General features: G+C 71.1%; 15 protein-coding genes. 7 read left to right on the plus strand and 8 right to left on the minus strand.

Translation table 11 applies throughout. From position 1 onward, the window contains the following. The first annotated feature begins 39 nt into the window (after positions 1 to 39). On the plus strand, positions 40 to 1,635 hold the full coding sequence (locus ABZS54_RS16460; RefSeq protein ID WP_355535482.1) for an ABC transporter substrate-binding protein: 1,596 nt from the start codon (positions 40 to 42) through the stop codon (positions 1,633 to 1,635). 272 nt (positions 1,636 to 1,907) lie between these two features. Here the strand turns inward: ABZS54_RS16460 and ABZS54_RS16465 are convergent, their stop codons facing one another. Together ABZS54_RS16465 and ABZS54_RS16470 are read right to left on the minus strand one after the other, a co-directional pair. Beyond that, positions 1,908 to 2,735 carry a helix-turn-helix transcriptional regulator gene (locus ABZS54_RS16465; protein ID WP_355535485.1) on the minus strand — a complete coding sequence of 276 codons (828 nt, stop codon included), beginning with the start codon at positions 2,733 to 2,735 and terminating at the stop codon, positions 1,908 to 1,910. Beyond that, on the minus strand, positions 2,732 to 3,598 hold the full coding sequence (locus tag ABZS54_RS16470; protein WP_355535488.1) for a DUF4097 family beta strand repeat-containing protein: 867 nt from the start codon (positions 3,596 to 3,598) through the stop codon (positions 2,732 to 2,734). Before ABZS54_RS16470 ends, ABZS54_RS16465 begins: the two co-directional genes overlap by 4 nt. Positions 3,599 to 3,813: 215 nt before the next feature. Between ABZS54_RS16470 and ABZS54_RS16475 the strand changes: the two genes are divergently transcribed. After that, complete coding sequence (locus tag ABZS54_RS16475) at positions 3,814 to 4,698, plus strand: DUF4184 family protein (RefSeq protein ID WP_355535491.1); 885 nt, start codon at positions 3,814 to 3,816, stop codon at positions 4,696 to 4,698. A gap of 73 nt (positions 4,699 to 4,771) precedes the next feature. Here the strand turns inward: ABZS54_RS16475 and ABZS54_RS16480 are convergent, their stop codons facing one another. From ABZS54_RS16480 to ABZS54_RS16495, 4 genes are all read right to left on the minus strand, one after another. Next, positions 4,772 to 4,954, minus strand: coding sequence for a DUF6104 family protein (locus ABZS54_RS16480; RefSeq protein ID WP_020557400.1), 183 nt, complete (start codon positions 4,952 to 4,954; stop codon positions 4,772 to 4,774). A gap of 108 nt (positions 4,955 to 5,062) precedes the next feature. Beyond that, the gene (locus tag ABZS54_RS16485) at positions 5,063 to 8,893 is read right to left on the minus strand and encodes a multifunctional oxoglutarate decarboxylase/oxoglutarate dehydrogenase thiamine pyrophosphate-binding subunit/dihydrolipoyllysine-residue succinyltransferase subunit (RefSeq protein WP_355535494.1); all 3,831 of its coding nucleotides are present in this window, start codon (positions 8,891 to 8,893) and stop codon (positions 5,063 to 5,065) included. A gap of 239 nt (positions 8,894 to 9,132) precedes the next feature. Next, positions 9,133 to 10,242: an ATP-binding protein gene (locus ABZS54_RS16490; RefSeq protein ID WP_355535497.1), complete on the minus strand. Its 1,110-nt coding sequence runs from the start codon at positions 10,240 to 10,242 to the stop codon at positions 9,133 to 9,135. Then, complete coding sequence (locus ABZS54_RS16495; RefSeq protein WP_355535500.1) at positions 10,191 to 10,901, minus strand: response regulator transcription factor; 711 nt, start codon at positions 10,899 to 10,901, stop codon at positions 10,191 to 10,193. Before ABZS54_RS16495 ends, ABZS54_RS16490 begins: the two co-directional genes overlap by 52 nt. A gap of 316 nt (positions 10,902 to 11,217) precedes the next feature. Between ABZS54_RS16495 and ABZS54_RS16500 the strand changes: the two genes are divergently transcribed. The 5 genes from ABZS54_RS16500 to ABZS54_RS16520 all read left to right on the plus strand — a co-directional run bounded on the left by ABZS54_RS16500 (position 11,218) and on the right by ABZS54_RS16520 (position 17,786). Continuing rightward, complete coding sequence (locus tag ABZS54_RS16500) at positions 11,218 to 12,126, plus strand: phosphatase PAP2 family protein (protein ID WP_355535503.1); 909 nt, start codon at positions 11,218 to 11,220, stop codon at positions 12,124 to 12,126. A 144-nt stretch (positions 12,127 to 12,270) separates the two neighbouring features. Continuing rightward, positions 12,271 to 13,779: an MFS transporter gene (locus tag ABZS54_RS16505; protein ID WP_355535506.1), complete on the plus strand. Its 1,509-nt coding sequence runs from the start codon at positions 12,271 to 12,273 to the stop codon at positions 13,777 to 13,779. 190 nt (positions 13,780 to 13,969) lie between these two features. Continuing rightward, positions 13,970 to 14,770 (plus strand): enoyl-CoA hydratase/isomerase family protein, encoded by an 801-nt coding sequence (locus ABZS54_RS16510; RefSeq protein WP_355535509.1) that lies wholly within the window; start codon positions 13,970 to 13,972, stop codon positions 14,768 to 14,770. Positions 14,771 to 15,204: 434 nt separating this feature from the next. Beyond that, entirely contained in the window at positions 15,205 to 16,530 is a 1,326-nt protein-coding gene (locus ABZS54_RS16515) for a hypothetical protein (RefSeq protein WP_355535512.1), read from the plus strand. Further along, positions 16,527 to 17,786, plus strand: a complete 1,260-nt coding sequence (locus ABZS54_RS16520) for an ABC transporter substrate-binding protein (RefSeq protein ID WP_355535515.1) — start codon at positions 16,527 to 16,529, stop codon at positions 17,784 to 17,786. Before ABZS54_RS16515 ends, ABZS54_RS16520 begins: the two co-directional genes overlap by 4 nt. A gap of 328 nt (positions 17,787 to 18,114) precedes the next feature. Here ABZS54_RS16520 and ABZS54_RS16525 read toward each other — a convergent pair whose 3' ends face one another. Both ABZS54_RS16525 and ABZS54_RS16530 read right to left on the minus strand, forming a co-directional pair. Continuing rightward, complete coding sequence (locus tag ABZS54_RS16525) at positions 18,115 to 19,170, minus strand: phosphotransferase family protein (protein WP_355535518.1); 1,056 nt, start codon at positions 19,168 to 19,170, stop codon at positions 18,115 to 18,117. Continuing rightward, complete coding sequence (locus tag ABZS54_RS16530; RefSeq protein WP_355535521.1) at positions 19,167 to 20,459, minus strand: acyl-CoA dehydrogenase family protein; 1,293 nt, start codon at positions 20,457 to 20,459, stop codon at positions 19,167 to 19,169. Before ABZS54_RS16530 ends, ABZS54_RS16525 begins: the two co-directional genes overlap by 4 nt. Positions 20,460 to 20,522 lie beyond the last annotated feature (63 nt).

A 20,522-nucleotide genomic window follows, 5' to 3' on the forward strand; every position in this document is an offset into this window, starting at 1 on the left:
GGTCCGGACTTGCCCGGATCGTCTCGGAAGGACCGCCGGATGCCGTTGTCCCGTCGCCGTGTACTCGCCCTCGGGGCCGGTACGGGAGGTGTCGCGGCCTTCGGCGGCCTGCTCGCCGCGTGCTCCGGCAACGAACTGCGCACGGGCGGCACGCTCGGCGTGGGCCTGCCGCGGTTGCCGGACGTACTCAACCCCGTGCACTCCACGGCCGAGCCGGTGCGGTGGATCGCGGATCCCGTGGTCGAGGCGCTGTACACCTATCGGGACGACACCACGATCGGGCCGGTGCTGGCCGGGGCCGATCCGCTGATCGCGCCGGACGGGCTGAGCTGGACCATCCGGCTGCGCGCGGGAGTGCGCTTCCACGGCGGGGATGCGTTCACCGCGGAGCACGTGGTCGACTGCCTGCGCCGGGTCAACGATCCGGCGACGGCCGGGGACTGGGCGCCGTGGCTGGCGGGTCGGTTCGGCACGATCGAGGCGTCGGACGCGCAGACGGTCCGGATCGAGCTGCCCCGGCCGTTCGGTGCGTTGCGGGCCTTCCTGGCCTGCCTGCCGATCCCGCATCGGGCGACGCTGGGTGATCCTCGGGCCCTGGTCGGCACCGGGCCGTTCCGGCTCGCGAGTACGGCCGCGGGAGTGGTCGTACTGCGGCGCGATCCGGACCATCGGGGCAAGGCCGCGCCGCTGGAGGGCATCGAGTTCAGTGCCGTCGCCGACGGTGTGGCCGAGCTGAAGGCGCACCGGGTGGCGGTGTATCCGAGGCCTACGCCCGATCAGGTGCGCCGGTTGCGCAAGGGCGACGACACGTACGTGCAGACCGCGAGCGGGCCGGCGGACCTGGTGGTGCTGCCGAATCTGCGCCGGCCGCCGTTCGACGACGTCGCGGTGCGGCGGGCGCTGGCGTACGGGATGGACCGGACCCGGGTGTCGCAGGACGTGTACCGGGGCGACGCGGTGATCGGGCAGGGGCCGCTGGGGCCGGGCAACGAGGGGTGGGACCCGGAGTACACCCCGTACGGCCGGGGGGTTTCGCCGACCACGTCCCCCAAGCCGAGTCCGAGTGCGACCGCGGGGCCGACGGTGGAGCCGGAGCGGGTTACCGCGATGCTCGGCGAGGCGCTGGTGCCGTTGCCGCCGGGCGTGCGGTTCACGCTGCTTGCGGTGGTCGGGGATGCTGCGGAAGTGCCGGACGTGGCACGGGTGTTGGCCGAAGGGTGGAACCGGGTCGGGTTCACCGTCACGGTCGAGAACGTGGACCCTGCGACGTGGGCGGCGCGGCGGCGGACCGGGGACTTCGACGTGGCGCTCGTCGATCTGCGCGGGTCGGGGTACGCGGTCGGGCGGACGGGGTTCGCGGTGCTGTCTCCGGCGGTGTCGACGAGCGTGGACAACACGGGGTATGCGAACCCGGAGTTGGATCGGCTGGTCGAGCAGGCGTGGGGGACGGCGGACACCGCTCGGCGGGCGACGCTCACGCGCGTGGCGGGGGAGATCGTTGCTCGCGATGCGGTGGTGTTGCCGCCGGTGTATCCGAGGGGCGTGGTGGGGCGGAGTGGGCGGGTCGAAGCGGTGTCTACGCGGCAGCTGGCGCATGGACGCGTGGCGTTGGCGGGGCTACACCTTCGGGGTTAGGGGGTTTTGGCCTCAAGCGCCGGCCGGGCTGGGTGGCCTCATGCGCCGGCCGGGCTGGTTTGCCCTCAAGCGCCGGGCAGGCTGATTGGCCTCAAGCGCCGGCCGGGCTGATTGGCCTCAAGCGCCGGCCGGGCTGATTGGCCTCAAGCGCCGGCCGGGCTGATTGGCCTCAAGCGCCGGCCGGGCTGGTTTGCCCTCAAGCGCCGGGCAGGCTGATTGGCCTCAAGCGCCGGCCGGGCTGGGTGGCGGCTGTTGGGAGGGCGGGGGTTGGGTCAGGATGGGGGCTTTTCGGTGAAGACCTCTCGGAGGTCGTTTATCGCGGTGGTCACGATGTGGCGGGCTCGGTCGAATTGGGCGGGGGTGATGCCGGCTCGGTGGGCCAGGGGGGCTACCTCGGTGCGGATCGTGTCGAGGATGGTGTCGAGGTCGAAGGAGTCGGTGGGGCGGCCGGGGGGGTCGGTTTCCTTGGCCCAGGCGTCGGTTGCACGGGCGCGGGCCGTGGGGGGTTCGGGGTTGGCGCCGCCGAACCGGCGTCGTAGTTCGCGCTCCAGGTCATGCAGGCCGGGCTTGCCGGCCAGGTCGACCAGGTTGTGCGCCAGGCCCTCGGCGAGGTCGGCCATCTTCTGCGAGAAGATCGGCTCCCAACCGTCGGGCGCGGGGCGCCGCTTGCCCTCGGGCTCGGGACGTTCGCCGGTCGAGGCGCGGGGCGCCTTGCGCACCTCGCGGGCGGCGCGGCCCAATTCCTCCCGCAGGTTCTGCGCCGAGCTGCGCACCTCGTCCCGGATCTCCCGGGCCCGCTCGTAGACCGATTCCCGGATCTGCGCCTCCAGCTGAGCCAACTCCTCCTGACGCGCGGCCAGTTCGGCCTGCCCGGCGGCGGTGATCCGGTAGACCTTCCGGCCGCCCTCGACGTCGTGCTCGACCAGGCCCTCCTGCTCCAGCTTGGCCAGGCGCGGGTAGACCGTCCCCGCCGAGGGGGCGTACAGGCCCAGGAAGCGGTCCTGGAGCAGTCGGATGACCTCGTAGCCGTGCCGGGGGCTCTCGTCGAGCAGCTTGAGCAGGTACAGCCGCAGGCGGCCGTGACCGAAGACCGGGGTCATGCGATCACCTTTCCCTCCGGGGCGCGACGCAGCAGCGTCACATCGCCCGATACCGAATTGATCCGGAGCCGTCCCGAGCCCTCGCCGAGCTTGCCGCTCACGTGGCTGGCGCCGAACTTGGCGCTCGTGGTCAGCTCGTCGAACACCGAGTCCACGGAGCCGGCCGCGCTGCGCACGTCCACGTGCATGTCGCCCTGGTGCGGCAGCCGTACCGTCAGTTCGCCGGAGACGGTGCTCAGTTGCACGTGGCTGCGGCCGACCGCGTCCAGGTCCAGGGTCATCGAGCCGGACACCGAGTTGGCCCGGACCCGACCGCCGGTGCCCTCGATCACCGTGAGCGAACCGGCCACGGTGGCCACACCGAGGTCGCCGGCCATCGACTCGGCGTCCACCGAGCCGGAGACGGTGTTCGCGTCGACCGTGCCGGTCAGGCCGACCAGGGTCACGTCGCCGCCGATGCTGCGCACGGTGGTGTCGCCGTGCATGCCGGAGACGGTCGCGTGCGCGGACACCGCGCCGATCTCCACGGTGCAGTCCCACGGCACGGCCAGCGAGACCTCGGCATGCCGTCGGCCGAGTGCCCGCCCGTCCGCCACGAACGCCTTGAAGTCGGCCCGCCGTCGGGCGTTCTGGAACCAGGCCTTCAAATGCTTCCCGGTCAAATCCGGGTAGGAGACGACCAGTTCGCCGCTCACCTCGTCGTGGGTCACCTGGAGCGGCGGCCCCTCGACGGCGTGTACCTCCAGGCGCGGCGGTCCGTCGGTGCCCACCACGTCGACCAGTCCGCCGATCGTGCGCACGCGGAGCACGCGCACGGAGTCGAACGTGAGGTCTCGTGGTGCGTCGATCATCCATTGGGACATGGACCCTCCCCTTCGGGTCGGAGTGTCGAACGCGATATATCGCGAAGCTCTGTCATTCACGATATATCGCGTCTGCCGAACGTCAAGGGAACCATCGGGTCGGGTTTCGGCGTTTCTCGAAGCCGAGGGACTTCGCTCATTCGCGCGTCGTGCCCGTGACGCGCGTGCGCGCGAGCGGGCGCGCGCCGACGGCACCATCACCGGGGGCACCACGCATGCCATTCACGCTCAGCCACATCGCGGCGGTGCTGCCGCTGCAGGGCGCCACCCGCACCGGGACCACGGCCGGGGACGGGGCGGGCCGGCACGGCCCGTTGATCGCGTCCGCGCTGGCCTTCGGCTCGATGGCACCGGACGTGATCCTGTTCGTGCACCTGGACTTCCTGCCGATGCGCGCCGACCGGCAGGCCACTCACGAGCTCTGGCCGGGCGTCCTGGGCCTGAACATCGCGCTCACCGTGCTGCTCGTGCTCGCCTTCCACCTGCTCGCGAGACCGCTGCTCGTGCTGCTCCCGGACCGGATCCGCGGCGCGCTGGAGGAGCCGTTGCGACCACGCCTGCCGGGCCGGCTGTACGCCGCCGCGCGGGCCCGCCGGCCGTTCCTGCGGGAGAGCGTCGCGGTCTGCGTGTGGTTCGTGGTCTCGGCGATCCTGGGCGGCCTCACGCACATCGGCTGGGACGCCTGGACGCACCACGACGACCCGGGGGTCGCGCACGTACTGCCCGAGCTGCGCCGGGAGTTCTTCGGCCTGCGGCCCGGCTACGTATTGCTCCAGCACATCAGCACGGTGGTCGGGCTGACCGTGGGCGTGGTGTGGACGTGGCGCTGGATCGGCCGGCTGCCGGTGCGGCCGATCACCGGCCTGCGGATGCCCGTAGCGGGGCGCTGGGCGGTGCTGGGCGCGTTGGTGCTGGTCGGTGTGCTCGGCGCGGCCCGGGCGCTGTTGCCGTTCCCGGACGGGCGGGTGCCGGCCTTCGAGGTGCTCGGCTTCGACGCGGCGACCGGATTCGGCCGCGGCCTGGCGGTCGGGCTGGTGCTGTACGGCGTCTGCTGGGCCCTGTGGCACACCCGCACGCTTCGACGCACCACCGACGCCTGAACCCCGCCGGGATCCGCCGGACGGGCCCCGGACGGGTCGCGCGGGCCGGGAGCCGGCCCGCACTCGGCGTCGGCTACTCGTCGTCCTCGTCGTCGTCCAGTCGCGCGAGCCAGGTCGCGAGTCGTTCGACGGGGGTCTCGAACTCGGGGTTCAGGTCCACGAACGTGCGCAGCTGCTCGGCGAGCCAGGCCAGGGACACCTCCTCCTCGCCGCGTCGCTTCTCCAGCTCCTCGATGCCACGGTCCGTGAAATACATGCTCTCGACTCCGGTCTGTGTGGGGTGCGCGGCACCTGGACACGCGACTCCGCCCCGGCGCGCATCGTACGCGGGCCGGGGCGGAGTCGGTGCATCAGCGAAAGCGGATCAGCTCATCGCTTCCTCGACCAGGCCCTGCTGCTCGGCCTCGTGCCGCTTGGCCGAACCGACCGCGGGCGACGAGGACGACGGACGCGCGATCCGGCGCGGCGCGGGCAGGCCGTACTCGACCAGGTTGAGCGCGATGAACGGCCACGCACCCTGGTTGGTCGGCTCCTCCTGGGCCCAGACCAGCTCCAGGTCCTTGCCGTAGCGGTCCAGACCGTACCGCTCCAGCTCGGCCTTGAGCTCGGCCACGGGCAGCGGGTAGAGCCGCTCCACGCGCACCAGGGCGACGTCGTCGCGGCCCGACTTGGCCCGTCCGGCGGCCAGGTCGTAGTGGAACTTGCCGGAGGACATGACCACCCGCTTGACCTTGCTCGGGTCCACCGTGGTGTCCCCGATCACCGGCCGGAACTGCCCGCTGGTGAACTCCTCGATCTTCGACGCGGCGGCCTTCAGACGCAGCATCGACTTCGGGGTGAACACCACCAGCGGCTTGTGGTGCGGGTTCAGCGCCTGCCAGCGCAACAGGTGGAAGTAGTTGCTCGGCAGGGTCGGCGCGGCCACCGTCATGTTGTTCTGCGCGCACATCTGCAGGTAGCGCTCGATGCGTGCGGACGAGTGGTCCGGGCCCTGGCCCTCGTAGCCGTGCGGAAGCAGCAGCACCACACCGGAGTGCTGGTGCCACTTCTGCTCGGCGGAGGAGATGAACTCGTCCATGATCGACTGCGCGCCGTTGGCGAAGTCGCCGAACTGCGCCTCCCACAAAACCAACGACTGCGGCCGGGCCAGCGAGTAGCCGTACTCGAAGCCCATCGCGGCGAACTCGCTGAGCAGCGAGTCGTACACGGTGAACTTGGCCTGGTCGTCGGACAGGTTCGCGAGCGGGGTGTACTCGGCGCCGGAGTTGCGGTCCACCAGGACCGAGTGCCGCTGGCCGAAGGTGCCACGCCGGCTGTCCTGACCGGCGAGCCGCACCGGGCGGCCCTCCATCAGGAGCGAACCGAACGCGAGCGTCTCGCCCATCGCCCAGTCGATCGTGCCGTCCTCGACCATCGCCGCACGGCGCTGCAACTGCGGCTGCAGGCGCGGGTGCACGGCGAAGTCCTCGGGCAGCGAGACCTGCGACTCGACGATCCGCTTCACCGTCTCGTGCGCGATGCCGGTCGGGTCGATCCGCGGGAACGCGACGTCCGCCGCGGGTGCGGCCGGGGCCGCCTGCGGAGCCTGCGGGGCGGTGGCCTGCCGGACCTCGGAGAAGACCTTCTCCAACTGGTCCTGGTAGTCCTTGAGCGCCTGCTCGGCCTCTTCGACGGTGATGTCGCCACGACCGATCAGGGCCTCGGTGTAGAGCTTGCGCACCGAGCGCTTCTTGTCGATCAGGTCGTACATCAGCGGCTGCGTGAAGGACGGGTTGTCGGCCTCGTTGTGACCCCGGCGCCGGTAGCAGATGAGGTCGATCACCACGTCCTTGTGGAACGTCTGCCGGTATTCGAACGCGAGCTGCGCGATGCGCACGCACTGCTCGGGGTCGTCGCCGTTGACGTGGAAGATCGGCGCCTCGATCATCCGCGCGACGTCGGTCGCGTAGATGGACGAGCGGGACGCGGCCGGGGAGGCGGTGAAGCCCACCTGGTTGTTGATCACCACATGGATCGTGCCGCCGGTGCGGTAGCCGCGCAGCTGCGACATGTTGAGCGTCTCGGCGACCACGCCCTGGCCCGCGAACGCGGCGTCACCGTGCAGCAGGAGAGGCAGCACCGGGAAGTCGGCGCCCTCCATGTCGATGATGTCCTGCTTGGCGCGCACGACGCCTTCCAGGACCGGGTCGACCGCCTCCAGGTGCGAGGGGTTCGCCACCAGGGAGACCTTGACCTGCGCGCCGTCCTCGGAGGAGAACGTGCCCTCGGCGCCGAGGTGGTACTTCACGTCGCCCGAGCCGTGCATCGACTTGGGGTCGATGTTGCCCTCGAACTCGCGGAAGACCTGCGCGTAGGACTTGCCGACGATATTGGTCAGCACGTTCAGCCGGCCGCGGTGCGCCATGCCGATCGCGACCTCGTCGAGACCGTCCTCGGCGGCGGCCGAGATGATCGCGTCGAGCAGCGGGATGGTGGTCTCGCCGCCTTCCAGCGAGAAGCGCTTCTGGCCGACGTACTTGGTGGCCAGGAAGGTCTCGAACGCCTCGGCCGCGTTCAGCCGGCGCAGGATGCGCAGCTGGTCCTCGCGGTCCGGCTTGGCGTGCGGCACCTCCACCCGCTCCTGGATCCAGCGGCGCTGGTCCGGGTCCTGGATGTGCATGTACTCGATGCCGACGGTGCGGCAGTAGGTGTCCCGCAGCACGCCGAGCACGTCGCGCAGGGTCATCAGCGCCTGGCCGGCGAAGCCGCCGACGGCGAACTCGCGCTCGAGGTCCCACAGCGTCAGCCCGTGCTCGACCACGTCGAGGTCCGGGTGCCGGCGCTGCTTGTACTCCAGCGGGTCGGTGTCGGCCATCAGGTGACCGCGGACCCGGTAGGAGTGGATGAGCTCCTGCACACGTGCCGTCTTGTTGACGTCGTCCTCGTGTGTCGCGGAGATGTCCTGCACCCAGCGCACGGGCTCGTACGGGATGCGCAGCGAACGGAAGATCTCCTCGAAGAAGCAGTCTTCGCCGAGCAGCAGCTGGTTCATCCGGCGCAGGAACTCGCCCGACTGGGCGCCTTGGATGATGCGGTGGTCATACGTGCTGGTCAGCGTGAGTGTCTTGCTGACCGCGAGGCGGGACAGGGTGTCCGCGGACGCCCCCGCGAACTCCGCCGGGTATTCCATCGCGCCCACGCCGACGATCGTGCCCTGACCGGGCATCAGACGCGGCACCGAGTGCACGGTGCCGATGCCGCCCGGGTTGGTCAGCGAGATCGTCACTCCGGCGAAGTCGTCCACCGTGAGCTTGTTCGAGCGGGCTCGTCGGACGATGTCCTCGTAGGCCTGCCAGAAGGCGAAGAAGTCCATCTCGTCGGCCTTCTTGATGGCCGCCACCACGAGCTGGCGATCACCGTTGGCCTTCGTCAGGTCGATCGCCAGGCCGAGGTTCACGTTCGCCGGCTTGACCAGGAACGGCTTGCCCTCGCGCTCCTCGTAGGCGTGGTTCATCGACGGCATCGACTTGGCCGCCTGGACGAGCGCGTAGCCGATGAGGTGGGTGAACGAGACCTTGCCACCGCGAGCGCGCTTGAGGTGGTTGTTGATCACGATCCGGTTGTCGATCAGCAGCTTGGCCGGCACGGCCCGCACGCTGGTCGCGGTGGGGATGGTGAGCGACGAGTCCATGTTGATCGCGACACGTGCCGCCGGGCCCTTGAGCTGGACGGCCTCGGGGGATGCGGCGGGCTGCTTCTTCGCGGGCGCGGAGGCCGCCTTGGGGGCGGGTGCCTGCGCGGGCGTAGGTGCGGCGACCTTGGCGGGCGCGGCCTGGGCCGGAGCCGGAGTGCCGGCCGGGACCGGAGTGGGCGAAGGCGCCGCGTCCTGTACACCGGTCGTCATTATCGGGTGGCTCGGAGCCGGGGCCGGAGTCGTCGTCCCCGTCGCGGTCGACGACACTGCCGCCGTCACGGGGGGTTGCGTCGGGATCGGCGCGGGGATGCTTCCAGAGTTGTTCGTGGTACTGCTCACTGGTGTGGGGCCGCTCGGGCTTGCCACGGTGGCTTGACCGGCGGACGTCGACGGAGTCGACGCCTCGCTGGGCTTGTAATCGGCGAAGAAGTCCCACCAAGCACGATCCACCGAGTTGGGATCTTGCAAATATTGCTGGTAAATCTCGTCGACGAGCCACTCGTTGGGGCCGAAGCTGGCCATCGGGTTGCTAGGGGACTGTGACGACACGGCGGCAACCGCCCTCTTCCGCTTCCTGGGGTGGTGGACAGCGGGAAACAAGGCTACGCCCTTTGACCAGTGTCGCGCAGGCCCCTCGGCCTCCGCGTCGCGTAGATCACAAACGGTTGACCGTTTAGTCGCGTTTGTTGCTTCCCGCCGTATTGGTGGTCACGGAACGTCATGTCGGGATCGTCCCGTGCAGTAAGTGACCGATCACCCGATTACGCCGGGTCACCGGGCAGGAGTACTCGGATACGGCACCCATGGCTCGATTCGGCTACGGAAATATCACCCCCATGCAGATCCACGGCCCAGCGGGCGATCGCGAGGCCCAGTCCGGTCCCCCCGTCGGTGGACGAACTCCCGCCGCCGCGGGTGAATCGCTCGAAGACCCGGCCGCGCTCGCCGTACGGGATGCCGAGCCCCTCGTCCTGGACTTCCAGGCGCAGACTGCCCGGGGCCTCGTCGCGTCGTGCGTGCAGACTCACGGTGCCACCGAAGGGGCTGTGCCGGCAGGCATTCGCCACCAAATTGGTAACAACCTGATGCAGCCGCTCGGGATCGGCCAGCGCGGTGAGATCGGCCGGCTGCACGTCCACCCGGAACCTGACATCGCTGCTCAGGGCCCCGGTCTCGGCGGTGAGCGCGGTCAGGAACGGGCGTACCGCGAACTCGCGTGCCTGGAGCGGTACGGCCCCCGAATCCAACCGGGAAAGGTCGAGAAGTTGTGACACGAGTCGACCCAGTCGCGCGGTCTGATTGAGCGCCAGCCCCAGCGTGACGGGGTCGGGTTTTTGTACGCCGTCGACGAGATTCTCCAGCACCGCATGCAGTGCGGAGATGGGTGTGCGCAGTTCGTGCGAGACGTTGGCGACCAGTTCGCGGCGATGGCGGTCCACCGCCTCCAGGTCGGCGGCCATGTGGTTGAACGCGCCGGCGAGGCGACCCACTTCGTCGCGCGAGGTGGCGCGCACCCGGCGCGAGTAGTCGCCGCGGGCCATCGCCTGCGCGGCGGCGGTCATCTCGCGCAGCGGCGAGGTCATCCCGTGCGCGAGCACCAGGGTGACCGCCAGGCACGCCAGCGAGCTGAACACGAGCATGTACCGGAACCGGACCTCGGCCCGCAGCCCCAGGATGATCAACAGCGTCGAGACGAACACGGACGCGATCACGAGCACGCCGAGCTTGGCCTTGATCGAGCGCAGCCGATCGAGCGGCCGCAGGTTGCCGCGGCGCAGCCGCAGGCGCCGCAGCCGCGCGGGGCGGGGGTCGGCGAGGTTCAGGACGGTGCCTCCAACGCGTAGCCCACGCCGTGCACGGTCCGGATCCACTCGGCGCCGAGCTTGCGCCGCAGCGCCTTGACGTGGCTGTCCACGGTGCGGGTGCCGGAGGCGTCGACCCAGTCCCACACCTCGGCGAGCAACTGCTCGCGCGAGAGTACGGCGCGCGGGCGCGACGCGAGGCACACCAGCAGGTCGAACTCGGTCGGGGTCAGGTGCACCTCGTCCACACCGAGCCGGACCCGGCGCTGGCTGCGGTCGATCCGCAACCGGCCCAGGTGCAGCGCGGCTTCGGGGGAGACGGCGCGGGCGGACGCCTCGGCGCGCTCCATCCGGCGCAGCAGCACGTGCACGCGGGCGACCAACTCGCGCATCGAGAACGGCTTGGTCATGTAGTCGTCGGCGCCCACGGCCAAGCCGACCAGCAGATCGGTCTCGTCGTCGCGCGCGGTCAGCATGATCACCGGCAGGCCCGGGTGCAGTGCCTGGAGCCGCCGGCACACCTCCAGGCCGTCCAGGCCGGGCAGCATCACGTCGAGCACGACCAGGTCGGGTCGGGTGGTCGCGGCCGTGGTCAGTGCCGCCGGACCGTCGGGCGCGATGATCGCGCCGAAGCCCTCCGCCCGCAGCCGGACGGCCACCGCGTCGGCGATCATGGGCTCGTCCTCGACCACGAGTACGAGCCGCTTTTCCCCCGTCGGGTCGGTCATACCCGCAGCCTACGTATCGTCGGCGGGCCGTGTGCGCGACTTGGTGAGGCTCCCCCGAACCGGGGAGGCGCGTACGACGTCCGTAGGGGAGACATGGGACTTCGGTACCCCGTGCGAGCCGGCCCCGAATGGTACTTCAGGGGGAGGATCGGTTTAACCTGATCCGTCTACCCTGGCCGAAGCGTTGCCGCCGTCCACCGCACCCCTGACCCGGGGAGCGCGATCGGGGAGTGGTCCATGACCCGGGTGGCGACCGATCCGATCGCGATCGGCCGACCGACGGCACGACCGATACAACCGACAGCATGGGGGCGCGGTGCGGCGCAACGTCACGGAGGATCCCTCCCACGAGCTCGATCGGCGCGAGCAGGCGTTGCCCACCACGCAGGCGGCTTCGGTGACGGAGGCCGGCACGTCGACCGGGCGGCCGGTCGCCGAGCCGGATCCGGCCGCGGCGGCGGCAGCGGCCAAGGCCCGCCGTATGCGCACCTTCAAGGAGGCGGCACGCGAGCTGTTCCTGGTCGCGCTGCTGTTCGGGGTATACAAGCTCGGACGCGGTCTGGCCTCGGGCGAGACCTCCACCGCGTTCTCCAACGCCAAGCAACTGCTGACCATGCAGAAGGACCTGCGGCTGCCGGACGAGGCGGCCATCCAGGACTGGTTCATGCAGTCGCATGCGGCCGTGACGTTCTGCAACAAGTACTACGCCTACGTGCATTTCCCGGCCACCGTCGGGTTTTTGCTGTGGTTGTGGATCCGCCACCGCGAGCACTACAAGTGGGTCCGCAACATCCTGGCGATGATGACCGGCGCCGCGTTGATCATCCACATCCTGGTTCCGCTGGCGCCGCCGCGGAAGATGCCGGGCTTCACCGACACGGGCATGGACGCGGGCGACTCGCCGTACTCCGGCGCGGGTGCCAAGATCGCGAACCAGTTCGCCGCGATGCCGTCGTTGCATGTGGGCTGGGCGGTGGTGGTCGCGCTCGGGGTCGCCTCGGTGTGGCACGCGGCCGGCACCGGCCGGCGGGTGGCGAGCTGGGCGATGTGGCTGCATCCGGTGATCACCCTGATGGTGGTCGTGGTGACCGCGAACCACTACTGGATGGACGCCGTGGTGGCGGTGCTGCTGATGATCTTCGCGCTGGCGGTGCTGCCCGGCCCCGATCGGGATCTCCAGCGCGGGTTGATCCGGCCGATTCCGGCGCCGCGGATAGCTCGCTAGGACCTGCCGTCCCGGGCCCGGGGGGTCGTCGGCGCGAGGGTGTCGGGCCGAGGCCGGTCCGTCTCGTGCGGGCGATCGATCCTCTTCGTGCGTCCACATGACCAGAACCGAATTCAGGGCGCTCGGGCCGGGCATGATGCACGGATGCCCGTCTCTTTCCCCTCCGGGGGCATTCGCGCCAAGACCCCGGCCGGCCGGTGGGTGCTGCTGGCCACCGTGCTCGGCTCCGGCATGGCCATGCTCGACTCGACCGTCGTCAACGTCGCGCTGCCCAGCATCGGACGCTCCTTCGACGCCTCGCTCGCGGCGCTGCAGTGGACCGTCAACGCGTACACCCTCACGCTGGCCGGACTGATCCTGCTCGGTGGCGCGCTCGGTGACCGCTACGGGCGGCGCCGGGTGTTCGTGATCGGCGTGGCCTGGTTCGCGGTGGCCTCGCTGCTGTGCGGGATCGCCCCCAACGTGGAGATGCTGATCGCCGCCCGCGCGCTCCAGGGCATCGGCGGAGCGCTGCTCACCCCCGGCTCGCTGGCGATCATCCAGGCCACGTTCCACGCCGACGATCGCGCTCGCGCGGTGGGCACGTGGTCCGGTCTGGGCGGCGTGGCGAGCGCGATCGGCCCCTTTTTGGGCGGCTGGCTCGTGGACGCGGTCAGCTGGCGCTGGGTCTTCCTGATCAACCTGCCGCTCGCGGCGGTGACCATCGTGGTCGCGCTGCGCACCGTTCCGGAGACCTTCGACCCGCAGCCCCGGGGCCGCTTCGACGTGAGCGGCGCGGCGTTGGCCGCGCTGGCGCTCGCGGGCGTGACCTGGGCCCTGGTGGAGGCGCAGACCAGCCCCGTGCCGGCCGTGATCGTGGGCGCGGCCGGGGTGGCGGCGGGGGTGGCGTTCGTATTCGTGGAGAAACGCTCGCGCGAACCGATGTTGCCGCTGGACATCTTCCAGGTCCGGCTGTTCACCTCGGTCAACATCGTGACGCTGTTCGTCTACGGCGCGCTGGGCGCGTTCTTGCTGCTGCTGGTCCTCGAACTCCAGACGGTGGCGGGCTACTCGGCGCAACAGGCCGGGCTGGCGCTGCTCCCGATCACCGCGGTGATGCTGCTGCTTTCGGCCCGATCGGGTGACCTGGCCCGACGGATCGGCCCGCGCCTGCAACTGACCGTGGGCCCCCTGGTGTGCGCCGGCGGGCTCCTGACGCTGCTGCGGATCGGCTCCGACGCGCCCTATGCGACCGACGTGCTGCCCGGCGTACTGATCTTCGGGCTGGGCCTGGCGGTCCTGGTCGCGCCGCTGACGGCGACCGTGCTGGCCTCGGTGGACGTCAGCCGGGCGGGCATCGCCAGCGGCGTCAACAACGCGGCGGCGCGGGCGGCGGGCCTGCTCACCGTCGCCGGGCTCCCGGCTCTGGTCGGGCTGTCGGGCGACGGATACCGGGACCCGGGTGTGGTGGACACGGGTTTCGACCGCGCGCTGTGGATCTGCGCGGGGCTGCTGGCTGCGGGCTCCGCGGTGGCCTGGTTCACCATTTCGGCGAAGGCCCTCGCGCCGACCGAGACCGGGATCGAGAGCGCCAAGCCGTGTGTACGGATCGGCTGCGACATGGCGGGGCCGCCGCTGGATCCGGGGCACGAGGAAGTGGGGGCGGGGCGGTAGGGCCACCGGGGCTTCCGTCGCGGAGGCGGGCCGACTTGTGGGGGGCCGGCGCGGTGAGGTGGTGGGCGGCCGGGGTGTGTCGTCGACGGTGGGTGGGCTCGTTCGGGTGGCCGGGCGGGCGGGTGCGGGTCGGGGGCCGGTGACCCGTAGCGTGGCCGGGATGTGGGTCGGTGAGGGAGAGGGCGGCGGGATGGATACCGGGGTCGACGGGCTTGTGGTGAAGATCGAGGGTGGGGTCGCGACGCTGCGCATCGATCGGCCGCGGGCTCGTGGGGCGCTGACCGCCGCGATGTGGGGGGCGCTGCCGGGGATTCTGGCGGCGCTGGCGGCCGCTCGCGATGTGCGCGTGTTGGTGCTGACCGGCAGCGGTGGGGTGTTCTCGGCGGGGGCCGACATCCGCGAGTTGCAGGGGCACTATGCGACGGCCGAGGCGGCGGATGCCTATCACGCGCTGAACTCGGCCGCGGAGCAGGCGTTGGCGGCGTTCGGCAAGCCGACGATCGCGTACGTGCAGGGTCCGTGCGTGGGCGGTGGGTGTCAGTTGGCGGCGGCGTGCGACCTGCGCTTCGCGGACACCACGGCGCGGTTCGGGGTGACGCCGGCCAAACTCGGGATCGTCTACGACGCGGGATCCACCGCGCGGCTGGCCCGACTGGTGGGCGTGTCGACGGCCAAGTATCTGCTGTTCTCGGCCGAACTGATCGACGCGGCACATGCGTTGCGGGTGGGCCTGGTGGACGACGTGTTCGAGCCGGCCGAGGCCGACGAGCGGGTCTACGCCTTCGCCGACACGATCGCGTCCCGCTCGCAGTTGACGATCCGGGCGGCCAAGGACCTGCTGGCCGCGGACACTTCGGCGGCCTCCGAGCCCGCGCGTCTCGCGGCGTGGCGTGCCCGGTGGGAAACCGAGTCCCGCGGTTCGGCCGACGTCCGGGAGGGCCTGGCCGCCTTCACGGAACGCCGCGTCCCCCGCTTCGCCTGGCGCGGTTGAGATGCTCTCGGCCACACGGCCCTGATGGGTGCGGGTGACTTGGGCTCGGTAGCCGTGGTTGCGAGGTGCGTGGCTCGGGTTCGTGTACCCACCCGCTCCATCCGTTGAGTTTGGTCAGGAGGTTGGGGTTTCACAGGCGTCGAGGGGGTCTGCTTCGGCCCTGCGGCCTCCGGCGTGCTGCGCGACTCGGGCGAATCGTGCCGTACGTAGCATGCCCGCTTCCATTCTCACAAGGGAGAACACCGTGTGGTAACCGGCCGATCACGCGTCTAGCCTGACCGGGTTGCCGAGCGGAACGAGGGGGCGCCCGTTCCATGTCACGCACCACAGCACCGACGTCCGGAAGCACAGCACCATCAGCTGGGACCATCGCATCGTCGGCCGGCTCCGCCGCCACAGCGATCGCACGTCCTTCCGCGAGGGCCCGGCCGCGGTTGCCCTCGTCCACGCCGGGTCGGCTGGTGGCGCTGGCGCTGCTGGTGGCTCTCACCCTGGTCCCGGTGTTCACCCTGTCGGTGTTGATCGCCAACCGCTCCGCGGCGACCGCGGCCGAGCTGAAGGACCGACGGATCCCGGGCGCGCTGGCCCTGGACCAGGCCGCGGCCGCGCTGACCGAGGCCGATCGGGCGGCCGCCACGAGCCTGGTGTCGGGCGCGTTCTCGTTGACCGGGCCGGGGCAGGACTATCAGGACGCGGTCAAGCGGGCGAACCAGTTCCTCACCCTGGCCGCCGACCTGCACCGGGGCAATCCCAACGCCCGGGCCCGGCTCACCGGGGTCAACGCCCTCATGGTCGAGTACACGATCATGGTCGGTCTGGCTCAGACCGGCGGCGACGGTCCGTTGTCCCTGGCCAACGTCTTCTATGCCTCCGACCTGCGGCGCTCGATAGTGACCAGCCTGTACGAGCAGCGCCGGGCGGACCTGGCGGACATCCGCGCGGCCCGCTCGACGTGGTGGGTGGGCGCGTACGTGGCGGTCCCGTTCGGCGTGACCGCGTTCATGGCGCTGCTGCTCGTGCTGGTCGCGCACGCCTACCTGCGTCGCCGCTTCCGCCGTCGAACCAGCCCGCTGCTGCTGCTCGGCGCCGCCGCGCTGGCCGCGCTGATCGTCTGGACGGTGCTGCACGCGCAGAGTACGCACGACCGGCTCGCCGAGGGCGCCGGGCGGCGGGTCGCCGAGCAGTCCGCGTTGTGGCAGGCCCGGACCGCCGTGCACGAGGTGGTCGGCACCGCGGCCTTGGACCTCGCCTCCGGCGGCGTTCCGCGCGCGACCGATGTCAAAGCCGGCCTCACCCTTCGGGACCTGGTCGATCCGATTCCGTCGGCCGCCGAGATCGATGCCGTGCGCGCCGGAGCCGACCCCAGGTTCGGCGGCCTGATCGCCACCGCCCTGGCCGAGGATCGCTCGCAGGCGCTGCGCGACGCGGGTGCTCGGGCGCTGACCGCGCTGACCGCGCTGCGCACCGCTGCGGAGCGGGCCAAGGCCCAGGCGCCGCCGGGGGGCACCCGGGACGGCGGCCCGGGGACCGCGCTGCTGACCGGTCGGGCTCCGGACCGGATGTCCGGCGCGGCCGACGACGCACAGACGGCGTTGACCGACGCGCTGATCGTGGGCCGCGGGGCGGCCGACGCGGCGCTGGCGGAGGCCGCCGACGACGGGGGGCTCACCCTCGGCGGCCCGCTGACGTGCATGGTCGTGCTCGTGTCGACCCTCGTGGGCCTGCTGATCCGACGCTTCGAATACGGGAGGCTCCGGTGATCGGAACCGGCAGGTTGAGGTCCGCGTTCGGCGCCCTGCTCCTGGTCGGCGCGGGATGTGCCCCGGTGGCGTGCTCGACCGGCGAGCCGGCCCGGGTGGTGCATGTACTGGGCACCTGGGAGGGCACCGAACGAGACGTGTTCGAGGCCGTGGTGGCGCCGTTCGAGAAGGACACCGGGATCGAAGTGCGCTTCGAGGGCACCCGCGATGTCGCGGCGGTGTTGGCGGGCCGGGTGGAGGAGGGTGATCCGCCGGAAATCGCGGTACTCAGCTCTCCCGGCGACCTGTTGCACTACGCCAAGACGAACAAGCTCGCGTCGCTGGACTGGGTCCGCCCGGGATACGCGCCGGAGTGGTTGGCGCCGGGCCGGGTGAACGGGCGGCAGTTGGCGGTGGTGCTCAAGGCCGCGCTCAAGAGCACGATCTGGTTCAACCCGGCCAAACTTGCCCGGGTGGGCGACCCGGTGCCGACCACGTGGGCGCAACTCCAGGCCACCACGGCCAAGTTGCGGGCCGCCGGGATCACCCCGTGGTGCATGGGGCTGGCCTCCAGCACCACGTCGGGTTGGCCGGGCACCGACTGGATCGAGGATCTCGTGTTGGCCCGTTCGGGCCCGGACATCTACGACGCCTGGGCGAGTGGTCAACTGTCTTGGCGGGCACCGGAGATCCGGGCCGCGTGGCAGGCGTGGGGCGAGTTGCCGAATACGCCGGACACCGTCCCGGGCGGGTCGATCGGCACCCTGCTGACCGGGTTCGACAAGTCGGCCGAGCTGCTGGACCCGCGTGGTGGTTGTGTGTTCGACCACCAGGGCTCGTTCGTGTCCGGCAACTACGCGGCCCGTACCCCGCCCGGGGCCCGGCGCGGCTACGACGCGTTCGCCTTTCCCGGCTTCGGCACCCCCACGCCGCGCGAGGTGGCGGGCGACGTCGCGGCGATGTTCCACGCGACCGACGCCGCCCGGCAACTCCTCGACTACCTCGTCGGCACGCGGGCGCAGAAGCTCTGGGTCCGGTCGGGCAACGCACTGTCCCCAGACCGCAACGTGTCGGCGGACGCCTACCGGGACGAGGTGACCGAGTCCCTGGGCACCGCGTTGGCGGGCGCGCCCGCAATCCGCTTCGATGCGTCCGACCTGATGCCGACCGCGATGCGCAGCGCGTTCCAACGGGCGGTGTCGGCCTACGTGGCCGCTCCCGCAGACCTGGATCGCATCCTGGACGACCTGGATCGGGTGCGGGCCACCGCGTACTGACGGGATTGGGGTTCCCCGGCGGAATCGGCCGTCGTCCGGCGCGAGTCGGCCGGCGGTCGAGGTGCGGTGATCGGGTGTCGTCGGGCCGATCGGCCGAGGGCGGGGGACACACGCCCCGGCGGCCCGGGAAGGGACGACGCGGGCCCGCCCCGGCCGGGCCCGCCTCGTCTCGAAGTGTTCGCCACGCTCCCTGGCGAACACCTGCAATCTTGGCCCCTCAACCGGCTACTCATGCGTATCCGGAGTGAAGTTCTTGAGAATTTTACTTTTCTCGGCACAACCATCGAGGTATTTGCCCCGATATTCGGGGTTCGTTCCAGGCGGAACCTCACTCCTCCAGCGTGTCCCGGGCAATGTCTGCCAAACCGGTTACCAAGGACGCGATCCGCGTTCGCCGCGCACCCGACGCGTTCGCCCCGCGACGCAGCGCACCCGCGCAGACGATCGCCAGCTTGATCACCGCGAACGCTTCCCAGAACGGGATATGACGGATGTTCAGCTCGGTGGCAGAGGTCTGCTCGGCGGTCGCGGTGCGGTACTCGGCGACCAGCTCGCGTGCGGTGGGCAACCCCGGATTGGCGTCCGGCAGATGCCCACCGCGCTCGGCGAACAGCAGCCGGCCCGCCGGTCCCCAGTACGCGAGCAACTGGCCCAGGTCCGCCTCGGGCGGGCCGAGCGTGGCCATCTCCCAGTCGAGCACCGCCAGCACCCGATCGGGGCGGGCCCGTTCGTACATCACGTTCGCCAGGTTGTAGTCGCCGTGCACGATCCGCTCCGGACTCGCGGCCGGCGTCCGGGCGGACAACGCGGCCAGCACCTCGTCGACCGCCGGCACCGGATCCGCGCCGGACGCCGCCCATTGCCGCGTCCAGCGGCGCAACTGGCGCACCGGGTACGGCTCCGGCCGTGCGTACCCGGCCAGGCCCACCGCGACCGGGTCCACCGCATGCAGCACGGCCAGGGTCCGGGCCAGCGCACAACCGGCCGCCGCGGCGGTGGGCGCGGGCAACTCCCGCACTGCCTCGACCCGGGCATGCACGACCCCGTCCAGCCGCTCCATCAGATAGAACGGCGTACCGATCACCGCCGGGTCCGAACACAGCGCGACCATCGGCGCCACCGGCACCGTGCTGCCCGCCAACGCGGCCTGGAACCGGTATTCGCGGTCCATGTCGTGCGCGGTGGGCAGTGCGCCGCGTGCGGGTGACGTACGCAGCACCAGGTCGGCGCCGCCGCCCCGGACCCGATACGTGGGATTGGACGAGCCGCCGGTCAGCGGTTCGACCCGCGGCTCGACACCGGGCGCCAGCACGCCGCGTGCCACCGACCACGCGGTGAGCGCGCGCAGTTCCGCCGCTCCCAGTGCCGTCGGCGCTGTCGTCACGGCAGGTCCAGCCAGGTCGCGTAGCGCTGCTCGGCGACCGCGCGCCGGGTCGGGACGTGCTCGCTCGGCCACCCCTCGACCGCGCTGTGGCCGCGCAGCGCGAGCTTGGCGACCTGCGCGACGTGCACCTCGTCCGCTCCGTCGGACAACCGGAAGTTGCGCGCGAGGCGGTACATCTCCTCCAACGGCAAATCGGTCGAGTAGCCCAGCGCACCGTGCACCTGGATCGCCCGGTCCACCACGTCGTGCAGCACCTGCGCCCCCCAGTACTTGACCTCGGAGACCGCCTGCCGGGCCGCCTTCGGGCCCTCGTGGTCCCAGGTCCACGCGGCCTTGAGGGTCATCAGCCGCAGCGCCTCGATCTCGATCGTGGACTTCGTCACCATCTGCTGCACGAGTTGGTGCTCGCCCAGCAACCGGCCGTGCGAGCGCCGGGACAGGGCCCGTTCGCAGAGCATGTCGAAGGCCCGGCGGCACTGGCCGATCCAGCGCATCGTGTGGTGGATCCGGCCGCCGTTGAGCCGCTTCTGAGCGAGCGTGAACGCATCACCGGGAGCGCCGATCAGGTGCGTGTGCGGCACTCGGCAACCCTCGAACCGGATCTCCGCGTGGCCGCCCAGGTTTGCGGTCGCGGCACCGTCGTAAGGGTGGTGCATGGTGTGCACGTCGCGCACGATCCGCATCCCCGGGGTGTCCTGTTCGACCACGAACATCGAGGCCCGGCGGTGTGGTTCGGCATCGGGATCGGTGACCGCGAAGACCAGTACGAAGTCCGCGCGACGCGCGTTGGAGGCGAACCACTTGTGCCCGTCGAGCACCCACTCGTCGCCGTCCCGCACCGCCCGGGTCCGGATGCCGGTCGGGTCGGAGCCGGCCGTATGCGGCTCGGTGAGCGAGAACGAACTGGTCAGCCGACCCGCCAGGAGCGGCCACAACCAGCGCTCCTTCTGGGTGTCGGTCGCGCCCACCGCGAGCAGTTCGCTGTTGCCCGAGTCCGGCGCCTGGTTGCCGAAGATCGCCGGTGCGGAGGGGCTCCGGCCGAGGATCTCGTGCATCAGAGCCAGCCGGACCTGGCCGAAGCCGCCGCCGCCCAGCGCCGGATCCAGGTGCGCGGCCCACAGGCCGCGATCCTTGACCGCCTGCTTGAGCGGTTTGGTGACGGCCCGCCAGTTGTCCGCGCTCATCCGGGTTCGGACCAGGTCGAGCGGTTCGATCTCGTCCACCACGAGCCGGCGGATCCAGTCGAGTTCGGCCGCGACGTCCGGTTCGGTGCTGAAGTCCCATGCCATGAACGGACGTTAACCCGGTTAATTAACAGGGTCAATCATATGGTCGGTCGGACGCCACGCGTG

This window comes from Embleya sp. NPDC005575 (genome assembly GCF_040605455.1).
Classification (GTDB): domain Bacteria; phylum Actinomycetota; class Actinomycetes; order Streptomycetales; family Streptomycetaceae; genus Embleya.